The organism is Flavisolibacter ginsengisoli DSM 18119 (assembly GCF_900129295.1).
In the GTDB taxonomy this organism is placed as follows: domain Bacteria; phylum Bacteroidota; class Bacteroidia; order Chitinophagales; family Chitinophagaceae; genus Flavisolibacter; species Flavisolibacter ginsengisoli.
This window is the reverse complement of record NZ_FQUU01000001.1, coordinates 291,559-304,531: the sequence shown is the minus strand read 5'-3', so window position 1 is coordinate 304,531 and position 12,973 is coordinate 291,559. Positions and strand designations below refer to the sequence as shown.

The 12,973-nt window shown below is 41.5% G+C and carries 9 protein-coding genes; 5 read left to right on the top strand and 4 right to left on the bottom strand.

Annotated features, from left to right (window positions below):
• Positions 1 to 4 precede the first annotated feature (4 nt).
• The 4 genes from BUA53_RS01190 to BUA53_RS01175 all read left to right on the top strand — a co-directional run bounded on the left by BUA53_RS01190 (position 5) and on the right by BUA53_RS01175 (position 5,059).
• Positions 5 to 307, top strand: a complete 303-nt coding sequence (locus tag BUA53_RS01190) for a hypothetical protein (RefSeq protein WP_072833405.1) — start codon at positions 5 to 7, stop codon at positions 305 to 307.
• 82 nt (positions 308 to 389) lie between these two features.
• On the top strand, positions 390 to 3,164 hold the full coding sequence (locus BUA53_RS01185; protein ID WP_072833404.1) for a hypothetical protein: 2,775 nt from the start codon (positions 390 to 392) through the stop codon (positions 3,162 to 3,164).
• 628 nt (positions 3,165 to 3,792) lie between these two features.
• Complete coding sequence (locus BUA53_RS01180; RefSeq protein WP_072833403.1) at positions 3,793 to 4,263, top strand: VOC family protein; 471 nt, start codon at positions 3,793 to 3,795, stop codon at positions 4,261 to 4,263.
• Between the two features lie 79 nt (positions 4,264 to 4,342).
• On the top strand, positions 4,343 to 5,059 hold the full coding sequence (locus BUA53_RS01175; RefSeq protein WP_072833402.1) for an SGNH/GDSL hydrolase family protein: 717 nt from the start codon (positions 4,343 to 4,345) through the stop codon (positions 5,057 to 5,059).
• Positions 5,060 to 5,083: 24 nt separating this feature from the next.
• Here the strand turns inward: BUA53_RS01175 and BUA53_RS01170 are convergent, their stop codons facing one another.
• The 3 genes from BUA53_RS01170 to BUA53_RS01160 all read right to left on the bottom strand — a co-directional run bounded on the left by BUA53_RS01170 (position 5,084) and on the right by BUA53_RS01160 (position 11,675).
• On the bottom strand, positions 5,084 to 7,762 hold the full coding sequence (locus tag BUA53_RS01170; RefSeq protein ID WP_072833401.1) for a valine--tRNA ligase: 2,679 nt from the start codon (positions 7,760 to 7,762) through the stop codon (positions 5,084 to 5,086).
• A gap of 115 nt (positions 7,763 to 7,877) precedes the next feature.
• Positions 7,878 to 8,525 (bottom strand): response regulator, encoded by a 648-nt coding sequence (locus BUA53_RS01165; RefSeq protein WP_072833400.1) that lies wholly within the window; start codon positions 8,523 to 8,525, stop codon positions 7,878 to 7,880.
• Between the two features lie 6 nt (positions 8,526 to 8,531).
• Positions 8,532 to 11,675: a PAS domain S-box protein gene (locus BUA53_RS01160; RefSeq protein ID WP_072833399.1), complete on the bottom strand. Its 3,144-nt coding sequence runs from the start codon at positions 11,673 to 11,675 to the stop codon at positions 8,532 to 8,534.
• A 171-nt stretch (positions 11,676 to 11,846) separates the two neighbouring features.
• Here BUA53_RS01160 and BUA53_RS01155 point away from each other — a divergent pair, with 171 nt between their 5' ends.
• Positions 11,847 to 12,578, top strand: a complete 732-nt coding sequence (locus BUA53_RS01155; RefSeq protein ID WP_072833398.1) for an esterase family protein — start codon at positions 11,847 to 11,849, stop codon at positions 12,576 to 12,578.
• Positions 12,579 to 12,594: 16 nt separating this feature from the next.
• Here the strand turns inward: BUA53_RS01155 and BUA53_RS01150 are convergent, their stop codons facing one another.
• The gene (locus tag BUA53_RS01150; RefSeq protein WP_084079741.1) at positions 12,595 to 12,888 is read right to left on the bottom strand and encodes an ATP-dependent Clp protease adaptor ClpS; all 294 of its coding nucleotides are present in this window, start codon (positions 12,886 to 12,888) and stop codon (positions 12,595 to 12,597) included.
• Between the last annotated feature and the right edge of the window lie 85 nt (positions 12,889 to 12,973).

Sequence of the window (12,973 nt, the reverse complement as noted above, 5' to 3'; positions counted from 1 at the left end):
ACTTATGTATCAATACGATTCTGTGGCGCATGCCCTCGAAGAGCTAAGAAAGAAAGGTTATACAGAAGACTTCAATCTCCAGGAAAATTGCATTATCTGCAACACCAGGAAGTTTTCAGCAGAAGATTTTGAAATAAAGGAAGTGATCCGTTTTGAAGGCAACAGCGATCCGGGTGATGAAGCCATTGTGTATGGTATTGAATCAAAAACCGGGTTAAAAGGTGTGTTGGTAAACGGGTATGGATATTCATCAGAATCCATTGGAGAAGAGATTGCTAAAAAGCTAAGCATACATGCCAATAATTAGCATAGCAGTATTTTTTTCATCCTGATATTTGCTTTGCTTTTGTATTTGAATTCATTTGCACGAACAGTTGTATCTTTTTTCCATGAAAATGAAAGGTGCTATTTTAGCTCTATGCCTTGGAATGTGTTCAATAGCATTGGCGCAGAATTTTGGGGGATTTCCTCCATCAACCAGGTGGAAACAGATCAATACTGATACAGCACGTATCATTTATACAAAAGGAGCTGAAGCTGAGGCTGAACGTATAGCCACATTGATTCACAGGCAGGCTGCAGATAAAACTTTCTCTTTAGGCAATAAACTGCGCAAGATCAACGTGGTCCTTCAAAGCCGGACTACCCTTGCTAATGGTTATGTAGGGCTGGCACCTTTTCGGAGTGAATACTATTTGGTTCCTGCATCGAACAACCTGGAGTTTGGCAACCTACCCTGGCATGAAAACCTTGCCTTGCACGAATACCGCCATGTGCAACAATACAGCAATTTTAATCACGGGTTGAGCAAAGGATTTTATTATTTATTTGGTGAGCAGGGATTGGCGCTGGCCAATGCACTGAGCATCCCTGATTGGTTCTTTGAAGGTGATGCAGTGCATGCAGAAACGGCTTATACAGAGCAGGGCAGGGGAAGGCTTCCTTTGTTTTTAAGTGGATACAACAGTCTTTGGCTGGAAGGAAAGAACTATAGCTGGATGAAACTGCGCAATGGTTCCATGAAAGATTATGTGCCGGATCATTATCAACTAGGTTACCTGCTGGCCAACTATGGCTATTTAAAATATGGACCCGAATTCTGGGGAAAGGTGACACAGGATGCGAGTGCTTTTAAAGGTTTATTCTATCCCTTTCAGCGTGCTGTAAAAAAATATTCCGGAGTAGATTATAAGACCTTTCGCAACGATGCCTTTCAATACTATAGGGAAAAGCTGGGAGTAAACAAGGATACAAGAGCGAGTACACATACCCGTGTGGCCAACTATTATTTCCCGCAATACATATCGAAGGATTCATTGCTTTATTTCAAAACGGCCTATAATAAAATTCCTGCATTTTATATAAGGGATAGCAAAGGTGAGCACAGGCTCAATCAACGAAATATCAGCCAGGAAGACTGGTTTAGCTATCGCAAGGGAAAGTTGGCCTATACAAGCTATAGTACCAATCCACGATGGACGCTGACCGATCACAGTGACATTATATTGATGAATGTGAACACAGGGGCTGAAAAGCGTATCACCCGCAAAGCAAAATATTATACTCCTGATCTTTCGCCTTCTGGTGAAAAGATCATAGCGGTACATATCAATGACTCATTACAAACAGAATTACAGGTGCTGAAAGCTTCTGATGGTACCGTGCTTCAAAATATTCCTTCGGTTAATGAATATTATTATAGTAATCCCCGTTTCGTTGATGAGAACAGGGTAGTGGTTACGACACGTACACCCGGATCAAAGATCGCCCTGCAGTTGCTGAACCTGGCTGATAACAGTTGGGAGGAGATCGTTCCTTTTTCCAGCCATACGTTAGGACAAACTTTTGTAGCTAATGACAGGGTTTATTTTATTTCCAATGCCGGTGCTAATGATGATATCTATTCGGTGGGCTTAAAGGATAAAAAGATCTACCAGCTAACCAATGACAGAACGGGGAATTATTATCCATCAGTGATGGGAGATTCACTGGTGTGGTCTCATTTTACAGCTGAAGGTATAAGGTTACGTAATGAAGTGGTTGGTAGTAAAACAGGCAGCGAAATCAGTCCACTTGCCTGGCAGGAAGAGACGCTGCTTTATCCTGTGGCTGATACAAAAGATCTTCTCAGCGGTACCAACCGCAGGTTTGGAGAAAAACGCTACAGCCAGTCAACAGGACTTTTTCGTTTTCATAGCTGGGCGCCTGATTATGCAGATCCTGAATTTACGTTTAGCCTGTACAGTGATAATATACTTAATACTTTTTCCAATGAGCTTTTCTACCGTTACAACCAGGATGAGGATTCTCATGGTTTGGGCTGGAATATATTTTATGGAGGATTATTTCCCGTGCTTAGCGCAGGTGCAGAGTACACTTACAATAGGCATGTAGATCTGTCCCCGGGAACATTGACACTTGACCAGGCTGAAGTTAGGGGAGGGTTTTCCATTCCACTGGATTTCACACAGGGTAAAACCTACAAGAATTTCAATATTGGTTCTGACTTCGTGTTTAACAGGCTAATGCCTACAGGGTTATTTAAAGATTCTTTCCTGTCAAAGAATAACAGCTATTTAAGGCATTTTCTTTCCTGGTCACATTATTTACCAAAGGCGGTGCAACAAATATATCCAAAGCTGGGATGGACAACAGGCATCCAGTACAGGGACCTGCTTACAGATAAAGGGTACCAGTTGTATGCCAACAGTTTTGTGTTCCTGCCCTCTTTTGGCAACCATAGCATTGTATTGAACGGTAGTTTCCAGCAAACAGATACCAATAACCTTGTTTTTAGCAATCACTTTCCTGGTGCCCGCGGATACGATGATTATTATTTCTCACGTATGTGGAAACTGGCAGGCAATTATCATTTTCCCATTCTATATCCTGACTTTGGCCTGGCAAGTATTGTTTTCATCCAGCGGTTGAGAGGTAATATTTTTTATGACATGGCCCGTGTCTATTCAAATTCGAAGACAAAGAGTGCCGATCTACGCAGTGTTGGAGGTGAATTGTACTTTGACACCAAATGGTGGAACCAGCTGCCCGTATCTTTTGGCTTCAGGGTAAGCCACCTGCTTGATGATGGTTTCTATCCCCGCGATAAAAAGGGGAATAACTGGTTTGAATTCATATTGCCAGTAAACCTGTTGCAGCATTAAGGGAGAGCAAAGATTTATATGATTTATATGGATTTTTATAAAGGGGCGAAGGCAGTATTGGGATGATTACAATGAGTGATTGTTCTTTGCTTTTATCCTCGCCTCACATCCTTTGTTATCCATTTTTGGTAACAGTCGTTCTCTTCCTTATGCTTTGACCCTGGAAAAGTTATTATTGAGCATTATTTTACCGTACGCTTAGAAAAAACTTTTACAAAAAAGCCTCTATTATTTTATCCTCCATCGTCCGATACGCTCAGTTCTCTTGTTTTACCTTACTATCTCCTCCTTATCATCCAGCTACCTCCGGTATGGCTACGGTATAGATACTCCGTACCAGCACGGAGTATCTATACCTCAGATAGGAAGGAGCCCGGGCTTTGCCCGGTTGTAGCTATAAGTGGGCTAACATTTAGATATAGTTGAATTTACAAAATGTGGATAAGTAAAGGATGATCACAGGTTTTTTAATTACCAAAAAATTTAGTATTTTGTATGCTCAACAATACAATTCTATCCTATGCCCGGTGCTTTTTCATTATGAACTATTGGACTGTCCACATCCAGGCAATCGTTTTCAATGAATACAAGTTTAAACCGGCATAATAACTTAATAAATCAATAAATAATGGCTGAAGGAAATAACAAATTAATGCGCATGGATAATGTGGGTATTGTTGTGGAATCGCTTGATGAGGCCATTTCTTTTTTCACTGAGCTTGGTCTTCTGCTTGAAGGGCGGGCCACCATAGAAGGGGAATGGGCTGGCCGTGTTACAGGGCTTGGAAACCAGCAGGTGGAAATTGCAATGATGGTCACACCTGATGGACATAGCAGGCTTGAGCTCTCGCGATTTCTAACTCCTCCTGTTATTGCTGATCACCGCAAAGCTCCTGTGAATGCACTTGGCTATTTACGGGTTATGTTTACCGTGGTGGATATAGATGACACTTTAGCGAGGCTCCTGAAAATTGGTGCGGAACTCGTCGGGGAAGTGGTTAAGTACCAGGAATTGTACAGGCTTTGTTACATCCGTGGTCCTGAAGGAATTTTAATAGGCCTGGCAGAACAATTGAGTAGCAATAGAAATGCTTTATAAGAGCTACATTGAATAAGTATATTTCAATAGCTCCAGGGTACATAAGATGTGAACGAGAAAGAAATAAATCAGTTTTGTTATGAAAGTAAGGATTAATTGCATGCTCATTTTGTGGCTGTTAGTCATGAATACTGCCTTTTCACAAGGCAGAATGGAATTGACTGATCTTAAAGGATCTTTTAATTATGGAAAGTCTGTAGCGGTCTTTGGGGGCTCAGTTTCTGTGATACCGGCAAGTGATACAGCCAAAGCCTTATGGAAAAAATACCTTGGCATGACCATTACAAATTATGGAGTGGGTGGAGCAGGCTTTTCTTCACTGCAGGGAAAATCCCTTCAACAACAGGTAAATGAGGCAGGCGTATTTGATATCTATATTCTTTGGGCTTCTACAAACGATTATACAAACCATAGGGCTATTGGAAATTATACCGATTACACAGAATTTGATGGTTATGATACAACTAAGTTAACTACCCAGGCAGGAGGAATTAACTATTGTATCAAAAGGATTTATGAGATAAATCCGCAGGCTGCTATTTACTTTTTCACATCAAGCAAAGCTTTTAACGACCGGGGTGGATATGATCCTTATTATGAGAATGGAATGAACCGGTATGTTGAAATGCAAAAGCAAATATGTGCACTTCATGGCATACCGGTTCTTGATCAATTCTATACAGGAGGCTATAATATTTATAACAAGCAATTGTATTACCACGATGCTATTCACATGAATGCAAAGGGATACAAAAGATTAGGTGAGCTACAAGTGTCATTTCTTGCTTTCCCATAACCATTGCCCTGATTTATTTTTCATTTAAGAAAGAGAAGCCAGGCTTTCCTCAATTGCTTTGATCTTGTCTTCCGCATCGGCTTTTTTCTTCCTTTCAACTTCCACTACTTCAGGTTTGGCATTCTGCACAAAGCGTTCATTGCTTAACTTCTTTTCAACGGAAACCAGGAAGCCTTTAAGGTATTCAAGGTCTTTCAGCATTTGTTCTTTTTGTGCTGCAGGATCTACTTCTGTTTCTGTTTCCAGGTAAAACTTATCTGTACCCACTAACACTGTAATGGTATTTGGAACAACATCTGTTGTAAAAAGTATTTCTGCTGCATTAACCTGCTTTCCCATGATATGTTGCGCCAGCCGGTAATTTGACTGCTCTGATGTTTGTATGTGCAGCTTCACGGATTCCTTAGGCTTGATATTATTTTTGGCCCTGGTATCTCTTATAGCCGTAATGGTTTCTTTAAGCAGGCTGCCCAATTGCATTAACTGGCTTTGCTGTAACGTAGTACTTCTTTGGTGTGCATGTCCTACCTCTCCCAATTGTTTGTTAGTAAGGTCATCGCCATCAGCACGTTGGCGCAAATGGTGGTATATTTCTTCTGTTACAAAGGGCATGAAAGGATGCAATAATTGCATCAATTGCTCAAAGAAATCAATAGTTGATTCCAACAGGTACTCATCTATTTTTTCTCCATAGGGTGGTTTCACCCACTCCAGGTACCAGCTACAGAAATCATCCCAGATCAGGGAGTAGATAGTTTTTAATGCTTCACTCAGGCGGAATTCCTTATACATGCCTTTCAGTTGTTCCTGCACTTCAGCCAGCCTGGTTTCAAACCAATGCACTGCGAGGGAAGCTTTTTCAAAATCATCACCTTTGGTATCTTTTTGTATGGCTCCATTGGCTTCCCACATCTTTACCAGCTTTAGGGCGTTCCACAATTTGTTATTAAAATTGCGGCCCTGTTCACAACTGCTATCGTCAAAAAGCAGGTCGTTGCCGGCGGGGGAGGAGATGAGGATGCCAAAGCGCACGGCGTCAGCACCAAAGCGGGAGATAAGGTCTAACAGGTCGGGAGAATTACCAAGACTCTTGCTCATTTTCCTGCCCTGCTTGTCGCGCACCATCCCTGTGAAGTAAACATCATCAAAAGGTTTTTGATGCATGTACTCTTCGCCAGCCATGATCATGCGGGCTACCCAAAAGAAGATTATATCCTGTCCCGTTACCAGGACAGATGTGGGATAGTAATAGTTGATCTCTGGATTATCCGGTTGTGTGATACCGTTAAACACTTCTATTGGCCAAAGCCAGGACGAGAACCAGGTATCGAGCACATCTTCATCCTGTGTTAGCTGGCCATTAGATATACTGGTAGCATGGGTTGACTGAAAAAGTGCTATAGCCTCATCTTCGGTTGCGGCCACTACAAATCTGCCATCCTTATCATACCAGGCAGGGATTCGCTGGCCCCACCAGAGCTGCCTGCTGATGCACCAGTCTTTTACATTCTCCAGCCAGTATTTATAGGTGGCCAGGAAGCGTTCTTCCGGGTGGATCTTTACTTCGCCGCTACTTACTGCCTGCAGTGCTTTATCTGCAAGGCCACGCATTTTTACAAACCATTGGGTAGATATGCGGGGTTCCACCACAACATTGGTTCTTTGAGAAAATCCAAGACGAGTGCAGTATTCTTCTTCTTTTACAAGTGCACCTTCCTCTTTTAATTGCTGAACAGATGCTTTACGGGCCTCAAAACGGTCCATACCTACAAACACTTCAGCAGCTTCGCTTAGGGTACCATTGGGATTCAATGTATCAATAGCGGGCAGGTTATGTTTCAGGCCAAGATTATAGTCATTGATATCATGTGCTGGCGTTACTTTCAATGCGCCTGTTCCAAATGTGGGATCCACATAGTCATCGAAAATAAGAGGTACTTCACGGTTAACAAGAGGTACAATGATCTTCTTTCCTTTTAAATGCTGGTAGCGTTCATCAGTGGGGTTGACGCAAACTGCGGTATCACCCATAATAGTCTCAGGCCGTTGCGTGGCTATGGTAATATATTCATCGCTGCCTGCCACTTTGTATCGTACGTAATAAAGCTTTCCCTGGAGATCCCTGTATTCCACTTCCTCATCGCTTAGGGCTGTTTCTGCTGCGGGGTCCCAGTTGATCATGCGGGCACCCCTGTAGATCATTCCTTTATTATAAAGATCAATAAAGACTTTTATGACTGCCTGGTAGTAGTGTTGGTCCATTGTAAAGGTAACCCGATCCCAGTCCACACTGCAACCCAGCTTTTTGATCTGGTGGTAGATAATACCACCGTATTTCTCCTTCCATTCAAAGGCATGTTCCAGGAAAGTTTCCCTGGTCAGTTCATGTTTGGAAATGCCTTTTTCCTTTTCAAGCATTTGTACCACTTTGGCTTCTGTGGCAATGGAAGCATGGTCACTGCCGGGCACCCAGCAGGCATTGAAGCCATTCATCCTGGCATTGCGCACGAGCACATCCTGCACGGTCTCGTTAAGGGTATGTCCCATGTGCAGTACACCTGTAACGTTGGGTGGGGGAATGACCACTGTAAAGGCAGGCCTTTCATCTGGAGTACTCTTAAAATATCCCTTGTCCATCCAATGCTGGTACCAATGTTCCTCTACAGTCCCGGGTTCGAAATTCTTTGATAAAGTAGTGCTCATGCTTATAAATATAATTGGTGTGCAAATTTAGCATCTGCACACCAATTATATGATTTAGATAAGCTTGTAAACCTTGTCCCTGCTTTTAGAGACAAAAGTTAACCGGCATCCTGTATTAATTTTCGAATTCCAGCTGGCTGTTGTTTATAAAGTTTACGAGGGCAGCAGCGTTCTTAAGGTTCAGCTTTTTAAGGATGTTGTAGCGGTGCACTTCTACGGTTTTCACTGAAATATTCAAAGAGTCCGCAATTTCTTTGGAAGAGTGACCTTTTTTGATAAAGGCAATGATCTCTATTTCTCTTTGAGACAGGGAATTAAGCCCGTTCTGATTGTCTTCTCCACTGATCACCTGCTCGGAAAGAATGTTTTTAATCTCATCACAAATGTATTTACGGCCATTCTGGATCTCCATGATGGCTTTGAACATTTCCTCGCGGGAAGAGTTTTTGGTTACATAACCCATAGCACCTTTCTGGATCATCTTGCGGGCATATGTGGGTTGAGTATGAAGAGAGACGCCCAGGATTTTGGAAACCGGAGAATATTTTCGGATCAACTGGGTAGCTTCAATACCATTCATTCCAGGTAGATTGATATCCATAATGACTACCTGGGGACGCAGTTGCTTGGCAAGTTCCACGGCATCTTCGCCACTTCCGCTTTCAGCAATCACCTTAAAACGGGGGTCTGTGTTTAAAATAAAACTCCAGGTTTCTCTCACTAATGTGTGGTCATCTGCAATAAGGATGGTGATCTTTTCCATAGTTAGTTAGGATATGCTATTTTGTTTAAAAGGGAAATTGATAATTATTTTTGATCCCTTAGATGGTGCACTTTCAATATTGTGTGTACCATTGATAAGGTAAATCCGGTTTTGAATATTTTTAAGTCCAGCCCCTTTTTTAACTTTCTGAAGATTAAATCCTATCCCGTTATCTTCAATTACAACTTCAACCATTGTAGTATTATATAATATCTTAATACTAACCTTTGTGGCCTTTGCGTGCTTTATAGCGTTATTAAGTGCCTCCTGGATGATTCTAAAAATTGTAAGTTTCTGATTTTTATCTAAAAGATCCTCAATTTCTGACTTCGATTGCAAACTTACATGAAGTTTACGGGTGAGGTTGATATTTTCGATGAGATCGTGTATAGAGTCTATCAAGCCCAGATCGCCAATGCTGGGATTCATTAAAGAACGGGAAAGTTGCCTTATCTCATTAATAACATTTATAATATTCTTATTGGATTTCAATACCATTTCATCACGCAACTCGGGATTACTGATAGCCAGATCAAGGTATAGCTTAGTGGTGGTCAAAACCTGGTTTACATTATCGTGAAGTTCCTTGCCAATTTCGCTTCTTTCCTGTTCCTGTGTTTCAACGGTGGCCAGGTTGATGGCCTTCTGGTGTTCCAGTTCATTATTCAGTAGTTCTTTTTCCAACCGTTTTCTTTCAGAAACATCCTGGGCAGCACCGATCATTCTAATTGGTTTTCCTTCTTTATTCCTGATAAGTACGCCCCTGTCATAGACGAAAGTATAAGTGCCATCATCTCTTCTAAAGCGGTATTCTACGTCAAAGTTATTCTCGTGGACAGCATTCATGATGTGCGCCATCACTTTTTTGACTTTCTGGACATCATCTGGGTGCAACCGCTTTATCCATTCATTGATATTTTCAATTGTTTCATTTTTTTCTACGCCAAACACTTTTTTAAGTCCTGTTCCTTCGCGGTAAACAAAATTAGTCTCCAGGTTCCAGTCCCAGATAAGGTCATGTGTGGCCATCATCATAATATCAAACCGCTCATTTGCCAGCCTTATCTCCTGTAATGACCACCTGTTCTCCATGACAATCCTCAAAATATTGCGCAGTCGCTCAACGGTAGCTAATTCATTATTGTCTGGTATTTGAGGGGTTTTGTGGTATATAGCAAAGCTTCCCAGTACCTTGCCTGAGCTATGGATGATGGGTAGTGCCCAACATGCTTTCAGACCAAAGCGTGCAGCAATATGTTTGTATTTTGACCACAGGGGATCTTTGTCTATATCTGAGGTAATGACAGGTTTTTTCAGGAACATGGCTGTGCCGCAGCTTCCAGCTGCCGCTCCAATGGGTGTGCCATTGATAGCCTCTGCATAACCTGGCGGCAGGCTGGGAGAGGCCAGGTGTTCAATTATCTTATCATCTTTCAGCAACAGAACGGAAGTAATAGAATGCGTGTGGATTTCCTCTATGCCTTTTAAAAGCTTATCTACCACTTCTTTCAGTTCAATGCCAGGATTGGCTGAAAGTTCGAGGATAGATCTTTCAAGGGACAATAACTGCTCATGAAATTTCCGGTCAGAAATATCCTGCAATGAGCCGATCATACGAAGCGCTTTTCCCTCTTCATCACGGACGATAAAACCTCTTTCAAGTACATAGCTGAACTTTCCATCCGCACGTTTCAACCTGTACTCCTGGTTCCAGATCTTTTTACGGGGGTGGGCCAGGGTATCTTCAAGGCTTTGAATAGTTTTTTGACTTTCAGCCGGATGTAACAATTCTTTCCAGGTTTCTATATTCACTTCTGAAGGGTGATAGCCAAACAATGACTGGAGGCTATCGCTCCAGTAAAATTCGTTGGCAATAATATCCCATTCATAAATTGCATCTGATGCCGCACGGCTGGCCAGTTGAAAGCGCATATTGCTTTTCTTTAATTCAGCTTCAATGCGTTTCTGTTCGGTAATATTTTGCAGCGCCCCTGTTACTTTTATGGCCTCCCCCTTATTATTTCTCAGGATCACTGCTTTATCATTTACATAGGCATAACTGCCATCGGATTTGAGATAGCGGTATTCTTTTTCCCAACGCTCTGTTTTAGGATTGTCAATTGCGTCCTGGTATGTTCTTATTGTTTCCTCTTTATCATCCGGATGGATATAATCGTACCATTCGTCAAACTTCCTGAACTCATCTGCTCTCCATCCCATCATGTCAGTATAGGTGGAACTGATATAGGCTTCTTTGGTTATTACATCCCATTCCCAAAGCGCTTCAGAAGAAGCCTTTGCTGCCAGGCGAAAGCGTTCGTTGCTTTTACGCAATTCATTCTCTGTTACTACTTTTGGGGTTACATCATGTGCCACCACCAGGTTAGCTTCCTTACCATGGTAGTTTATACAGTTGATGCGCAGGTCAACAAAGATGATCCGCCCATCCTTTAATTTATGTTGCCAGTTATTTAAAGAATAGGTTTTTTGTACCCTATTAATTGTCCTTTTCTTTAATTTTTCAATGTTCTCTTCGGCCTGTATATCAAAAATGGTTAATTGCAGGAATTCATCATGAGTATATCCATAATGTTTGATGGCGGCTTCATTTACTTCCAGGAATTTTTGCGTTTCAAGGTCATAGATCCAGCAGGGCAGTGGATTGCTATCAAATAAGGTCCTGTATTGTTGTTCAGATAGTCTGAGGCTTTCTTTTATTTTTGATTGTTCTAAATCAGCCTGTTTTTTCCCAGTGATATTTCTTGTACTGACCAGCACACCTATGATCTCCTTTTTTTGATTTTTCGCTGGCTTAAAATAGCTCTCGAAGTAATTCGCAGTACCGTTTATAGGAACCTCAACTTCAGTCCAGCGTTCTTTTCCATGCAAAACTTCCGCATAAACCTCTTTAAGAAATTTACGTCTTTCCAGTGGTACCAGTTCCAATATAGACATGCCCGGCCTAATAGTATAACCCAGGTGTTGCTTTACGGTTTTTTTGGTTACCTCGCTACAAATGACAATCTTAAGTTCTTTGTCTATTAGAAAGAATACATCATCCAGGTTATTAATTATAAGCTGTAAGGCAATTTCCTCGGACAGAGGAGCGCCATCCGTAAAAGAGGCATCTATCTGGTGCTGATCTTGCATGCCGGCTGATGTAACAATAAATGAAAATACTGATTCGCAGTTAAACAGGTATAACTTAATACTTAATATTTATAAAATCAAGAAAAAGGAATTTTACTCGTCACCCCTTGTTATTATTGTATCTTAATTCTTTGATCCGGATCATTCAATTACACTGATAATATTGATTTCATGGAAAGACAGATCACTTCATGGTATAGCCCAAGACTTAGCAAGGAGATGCCTATAGCAGTTTATGGCCATTATGGTTTTGCTTTGTTACTTGTTCCAACAGCTGCTGCAGATTACCTGGAATATGAGAGGTTTCAGCTGATGGATGCTCTTTCCCCGTTTATTGATGGTGGGAAAGTAAAAGTTTTCTCTATTAACAGTATAAACAATGAAAGCTGGATGAATAACGAAATGGATCCCCGCCATAAGATCATCCGTCACCAGCAATTCAATGAGTATGTTTACCAGGAAGTAATACCTTTTATAAGGACTCATACCAGTCCTGAGACCCCAATAATTATTTGTGGTGCTTCTTTTGGCGCCTTACATAGTATGAACCTTTTTTTAAAAAGACCTGACCTGCTTAATGGAGTGATCGCCCTGAGTGGGGTTTACGATCTTACAGAATATACAAAGGGATATTATGATGATGATGTATATTTCAACAGTCCGCAGCATTACCTGCCCAATTTAACTGACCACTCCATCCTGGAGCAAATACGAAGAAGTCAGCATATCCATATTTTCAGTGGTAGCGGTGCTTATGAAGATCCCAATGCAAGCCGAAGTTTTGCTTCTCTGCTATATAATAAAGGGATCAATTACGAGTTGGATATTTGGGGATCTGAATGGCCGCATGACTGGAATACCTGGCGTACGGTACTGCCACATTATTTGGGCACTCGTTTTTAAACCAGGTTTTAAGTGATTAAGCAGGAACAGTCTCAAGGGTAGCGCCAATCCCTCTCTCCGTGATGGCATCACACATTGGTTTCAGGTTCTCATAGGAGCCATGCTTAACTGCATATTTCCCTTTGTAATGTATGATATAGGCACATTGTTCGGCCTGTTCGTAGCTATGGTCACAAACCTCCATTAGGGATTCAATGACCCATTCAAAAGTGTTTACCTCATCATTCCACACGATCAGATGAAATGGGTCCATCGTATCAACAAGGACGTCATCCATTTCAAAAGGTGATATCTTTTCAGAACCTTTCATGATTCAAAGGTAATTATCCCTGCAGAATGTTTGAAATTACAAACTGCTAAATCAGGTTTGATTTGGCATTTTACAGGGAGATATT

Excerpts from the sequence above, each read along its gene's own strand:
- BUA53_RS01180 (WP_072833403.1), top strand. The coding sequence starts at position 3,793 with ATGGCTGAAGGAAATAACAAATTAATGCGCATGGATAATGTGGGTATT.
- BUA53_RS01150 (WP_084079741.1), bottom strand. The coding sequence starts at position 12,888 with ATGAAAGGTTCTGAAAAGATATCACCTTTTGAAATGGATGACGTCCTT.
- BUA53_RS01185 (WP_072833404.1), top strand. The coding sequence starts at position 390 with ATGAAAATGAAAGGTGCTATTTTAGCTCTATGCCTTGGAATGTGTTCA.
- BUA53_RS01155 (WP_072833398.1), top strand. The coding sequence starts at position 11,847 with ATGGAAAGACAGATCACTTCATGGTATAGCCCAAGACTTAGCAAGGAG.
- BUA53_RS01165 (WP_072833400.1), bottom strand. The coding sequence starts at position 8,525 with ATGGAAAAGATCACCATCCTTATTGCAGATGACCACACATTAGTGAGA.
- BUA53_RS01170 (WP_072833401.1), bottom strand. The coding sequence starts at position 7,762 with ATGAGCACTACTTTATCAAAGAATTTCGAACCCGGGACTGTAGAGGAA.
- BUA53_RS01190 (WP_072833405.1), top strand. The coding sequence starts at position 5 with ATGTATCAATACGATTCTGTGGCGCATGCCCTCGAAGAGCTAAGAAAG.
- BUA53_RS01175 (WP_072833402.1), top strand. The coding sequence starts at position 4,343 with ATGAAAGTAAGGATTAATTGCATGCTCATTTTGTGGCTGTTAGTCATG.
- BUA53_RS01160 (WP_072833399.1), bottom strand. The coding sequence starts at position 11,675 with ATGCAAGATCAGCACCAGATAGATGCCTCTTTTACGGATGGCGCTCCT.